General features: G+C 68.2%; 2 protein-coding genes. One reads left to right on the top strand and one right to left on the bottom strand.

What is annotated here, in order from left to right:
• A partial coding sequence (locus VF497_RS10465) for a GTPase (protein WP_330888397.1) occupies nucleotides 1-969 on the bottom strand: 969 nt, incomplete at its 3' end.
• A gap of 85 nt (nucleotides 970-1,054) precedes the next feature.
• On the opposite strand from VF497_RS10465, the gene VF497_RS10460 reads away from it, so the two are divergent.
• Nucleotides 1,055-4,485: ligand-binding sensor domain-containing protein (locus VF497_RS10460; protein ID WP_330888395.1), on the top strand; the 3,431-nt coding region annotated here is incomplete at its 3' end.

Below are 4,485 nucleotides of genomic sequence, written 5' to 3'. Positions count from 1 at the left end.
CGCGTCGACCCGGCTCAGTACCGCGGCCTCGCGCGCGGGCTCGAACGCCGCCGCGCCGCTGCGCACCTGGTGCGCGAGCACCTCGACGAGCGCGCCGACATCGGCCTTGCGCTCGCGCGTCACTGTCTCGACGTGGCCGTCGGCAAGATGGCGTTCGACCGTCTGCGAGCCGCCGGCACTGACCACGACCTGTGCATCGGTGGCGTCGCGGTACTTCTGTCGCAACGCGGCGGCGAGCGCGAGCCGTTCGGCTTCGAACAACTGATCCGCCTTGTTGAGCACGAGCACGAGCGGCTTGCCGAAGCCGCGCAGCCAGTGGAGTTCCGCATCCTGGTCGCGGGTCAGGTCGCCGGCGCAGACGTAGAGCACGACATGCGCACGCAGCGCTTCGTCACGCGCGATCGCCTCGCGCGTCTTGCCGGAAACCTCGTGCGTGCCGGGCACATCGGCATAGACGACCTCGGCTTCACCGATGCGCGCGGCGTAGTGCGCGACGGCATGCGTGGTGCCGCCAAGCACATCCGATGTCGGCGCGGCACCCGCGGCGAGCGCACGGATCAGGCTCGACTTGCCGGCGCTGATCTCGCCGAACACGGCGACGTGGAGTTGCTCGCTGCGCGCACGCCGGTCGAGTTCGGCGAGTTCCGATTGCAGTTCTTCCGTGTCGGCGCGTTGCTGCGCGAGCACGTCGAGGCGCGCCTGCACTTCGGCGCGCTCGGGCGCCTTGACGGCGACAGGCTTGCGCGGCCGCGGCCGCAGCATGCGCCAGACGAGCCAGGCGAAGCCGAGCACGACTGCGCCGAGCAGGCCTGTCGTGATGTATTGCAGCCAGGCGGGCAGATCGCGCAACTCCTGCCACAGCGCGATGCCGCCGCGCAGTGCGGCGATCGTCGCCCACAGCGCAGCGGCGAGCACGAGCGCAAGCACGGCGATCAGGATCAAGCGCAGTGGACGGCTGGGATTGGCCATGCGAAACCCGGTAGGGAATGGCCCGATTCTACTGGAGCGCATCGCGTTTCTGGCATGATCGCGACAGCCACGGCGGGGAGAGGGAATGTTCGCCAATCTGGTTTTCGTCGCACTGCTCGGTGCTGCGGCGCCTGTTGCCGATGCGCCGGCTGCGCATGCACAGCCGGCGTTGCTCGCCACGCCATATTTTCAGGTGCTGGGCGTGGCCGATGGCCTGCCGTCGAGTTACGTCTACAAGATCATCGAGGATCGCAGGGGTTTCATCTGGGTCGGCACGCGCGATGGCCTGGCGCGCTACGACGGTGCCGGTTTCCGCGTCTGGCAGCACGACGCCGGCGATCCTACCTCGATCGCGAGCAACGATGTGCCGACCGTGTACGCCGATCGCGCGGGCCGCATCTGGTGCGGGGGCGATGACGGCCTGTCAATGCTCGATCCGGCCGCGGGCGATCGCTTCGTCCACTACCGCCACGATGCGAATGATGCGGCTAGCCTGTCGTCCAATGACGTCTGGACCGTCACCGATGATGCGGACGGTGCGATCTGGGTCGGTGGCTATGGTGGCGGCGTCGATCGGCTCGATCCACGCAGCGGCCACATCACGCACCTGCGCAAGCAGCCGGGAAGCGCGCAGGGCCTGGCTTCGGACAACGTGCTCTCGCTGCATTTCGACGGCGCCGCGCGCCTGTGGATCGGCCTGGATTCCGGCATCGACGTGCGCGAGGCAAATGGCACCATCCGCCACATCGATCTCTCCGCTGTGACCGGCGATGGACGCTTCAATGTCACCAACCTGGTCGACGATGCCGACGGCAGCCTGCTTGCCGGCACGCGCCACGGCCTGCTGCGCATCGGCAAGGACGGCAATGCGACCGTCGTCGCCGAGCGCGGATTGAACGATCCCTATGCCTATTCCGTGATCCGCGACGCCGCCGGCGAACTATGGGTCGGCACGCGCAATGGCCTCAACCGCATCGATGCGAATGGACGTCTATACGGCTATCAGGAAAATTCTGCCGTGCCCGGCAGTTTGTCCGGCAACATGGTTCTGGATGTGATGCGCGATCACGAGGGCGGCCTCTGGTTCACCACGACCGAGGGTGGCGTCGCGCGCCTGTCGCCGCATTGGCGCAACTTCAGTCTGTATCGCAACGATCCAACCAATCCGGCCAGCCTGTCGGCGAACCGCGTGCAGGGTCTGGCCGAAGACGCCGCAGGTTCGGTCTGGGCGGTCAGCACGGGTGGGGGCATCGATCGCGTCGATCCTGCCAGCGGCAGCGTGGAACGCGCCGACACACGCCTGCCCACGCCGGACAAAGCGCTGTGGTCGGTGCTCGCCGACCGGCATGGCCAGCTCTGGGTCGGCCACGGCCGCGGGGTGCGCGTCTACGACCTGGAAAGCGGCAAGTTCAGCGATCTGCCGGCCGACCGCAAGCGCGCCGACGCCGTCGTGCCGGGCATGGTGCTGCAGATGGTCGAGTCCGCTTCGGGCGCGATTTGGCTCGGCAGCTACGGCAACGCGATACATCGCGTCGACCCGGTCACGCACGCGATCGAACGATTCGACGCGCAGAACGCGGGCTTGCGCAATACCGAGGTCGATCAGATCGGATTCGACAGCGACGGTGCCGTCCTCGTCGCCAGCGCTGCCGGGCTGGACCGCTTCGATACGACCGTGCAGCACTTCGCCCCGGTGCCGGGTGCGCCTTCGTCGCGCGTGATTCAATTCGCCTGGGCAGCCGACGGCACGCTGTGGCTGCATCTCCCCGGCACGCTCGAACATTATCGCGAACGCGACGGCACGCTCGAGGCGATCGAGCGCATCGACGCGAAATCCGGCTGGCCCGCTCTGAGCGTCGGCGGCATGCAGGTCGACGCACGCGGCTTCGTCTGGGTCAGCAGCGCGCGTGGTCTCTGGCGCTACGATCCGAACACGCGCGCGGTGCGCCGGTTCGACGCGCGCGACGGCCTCGCCAATGCGGAGTTCTCGCGCATGCCGCTGCTCAAGCGACGCGACGGCAGCGTGTTCGGCAGCACGTTCGGCGGCATCGTCGGTTTCGTGCCCGAACGTATCGTCGACAATCCATCGCCGCCGCCGCTCGTGCTCGAGAACCTCAGCGTGCGCCGCGGCGGGCGCGACATCGCACTCGATGCCGCCGTGGCGGCAACGATGCTGGCCTGGGACGACCGCGACCTGCGCCTGCACGCGGCAGCCCTGTCCTACGCCAATCCCGCAGGCAACCGCTACCAATGGAAGATGAGCGGCGTCGACGCCGACTGGGTAGACACGGGCAACCGCGGTGAGCGCGAGTACTCGCAGCTGCCTGCCGGCCGCCACACATTGCGTCTGCGCGCGGCGAATGCAAGCGGTGCGTGGAGCGAGCTGGCGCCGCTGCATTTCGACCAACCCGCACCGCCATGGGCGACGCGTTGGGCCTACGCCGGCTACGTGCTCGCCGCATTGCTTCTCGCATGGTGGGTGTTCCGCAGCTACCGCGCGCGCCTGCTGCGCCGCCACGCGTTAGCGCTCGCCGAACAGCAGCGCCGCTTCGCCGAGGCAGCGAGCGCGGCGAAGAGCGATTTCCTCGCCACGATGGGCCATGAGATCCGCACGCCGATGACCGGCGTGCTCGGCATGACCGAGCTGCTGCTGCGCACGCCGCTCGAAGCGAAACAGCGCGGCTACGCCGAGGCGATCCAGTCTTCGGGGCAGATGATGCTGCGCATGGTCAACGACTCGCTTGATCTCGCGCGCATCGAAGCTGGCAAGCTGGAGCTGGAAGACGCGCCGTTCGATCTGCACTCGCTCGTTGCCGAAGTCGCCGACCTCGTGCGCCCGCTCGCGGAGAAGAAGGGCTTGGCCTTCGTTGCGACAGTAGCCGCGGATTCGCCGCGGCACGTGCGCGGCGATGCGGTGCGGATCAAGCAGGTGTTCCTCAACCTCGCCAACAACGCGATCAAGTTCACCGAGCGCGGCAGCGTGGCGCTGACTCTGGTGCGCAACACGAACGGCGCTGCCGTATTCAGCGTGCGCGACACTGGCCCCGGTATCGCCGAATCGACGCGCGCGCGCCTGTTCCAGCGTTTCGAGCAAGCCCAGGGTACGCAGCAGCGCCATGGCGGCAGCGGTCTCGGTCTTGCTATCTGCCGCGAGCTCGTCGCGCGCATGGGCGGCGAGATTACGCTCGACAGCGAGGAAGGCACCGGCAGCACGTTCCGCGTCGTCCTGCCGCTGCGCGAGGATGTGGAAAAAGACAAAAGTATAAAAACGGCGGCAGTCGCGCAGACGCAAGCCGCCCCGGCGCGCAGCCTGAACATCCTGCTCGTCGAGGACGACGCGACCGTCGCCGCCGTGATCGCCGGCCTGCTCGACGCGCAGGGCCATCGCGTGCGCCATGCCGAACACGGTCTCGCCGCACTCGCCGAGATCGACTCGATACCGTTCGACCTCGCCCTGCTCGATCTCGACCTGCCCGGCCTCGACGGCCTCGCGCTCGCACGCACGCTGCGCGCGCG

The sequence above is a fragment of the Rudaea sp. genome, from assembly GCF_036383415.1.
GTDB lineage: Bacteria > Pseudomonadota > Gammaproteobacteria > Xanthomonadales > Rhodanobacteraceae > Rudaea.
This window is presented reverse-complemented; position numbering and strand designations above follow the sequence as displayed.